Source organism: Hymenobacter agri, from assembly GCF_054778495.1.
In genome coordinates, this window is the sequence record NZ_BAAGZM010001278.1 from 1 (window position 1) to 564 (window position 564).

At 70.2% G+C, this 564-nt stretch carries 1 protein-coding gene; it reads left to right on the plus strand.

Annotated elements, in window-relative coordinates; all coding sequences use genetic code 11:
* Positions 1-564 (plus strand): hypothetical protein (locus ACYVDE_RS25790; protein WP_460504350.1); only part of this gene is annotated, 564 nt, incomplete at both ends.

A 564-nucleotide genomic window follows, 5' to 3' on the forward strand; every position in this document is an offset into this window, starting at 1 on the left:
CTCGTTGCGCCGGCCGCTGCACCTGGTCGGATTTCGGACGCTCACGGACGTTGAAGCCGAGCTGGGCGGCCAGTTTCCCGACAACTTTCACCGGGGCCCGGCCGCTTTCGGGCGGCTGGGAGCCAGCAGCCGGCTGAGCCCGCGCTTCAGCCTGACGCAGAACCTGACGTTCTTCAGCCAGAGCCTCGACCAGCCCGACCCCGAGCGCCGGGGCTTTAGCCGTCGCTACCGCATTCGCCAAAACCAGTACCACGCGCTGCTGGCCGTGCAGCTGGCGCCGCGCTGGCGGGCTTTGGCCGGCTACCACGTGCTCAACAGCGACTTGGGCCGGCGCGAGAGCCCCATCGGCCAATTGGGCTACCTGGCCCTGGCCTACGCCCGCCCCTACTACACGGTGCAGGCCGGATTCTACGCCGGCACTCTCACCGACACCACCCGCTTCCAGACCGACCTGCGCCTTACCGTGTATCCGCTGGGCAGCCTGCGCCTCTACGGCTTCGGGCGGGCCAGCGTGGTGCGCTCGGCCGGCCGCAACTACCCCAATGGCGTGCTCGGGGCCGGCGG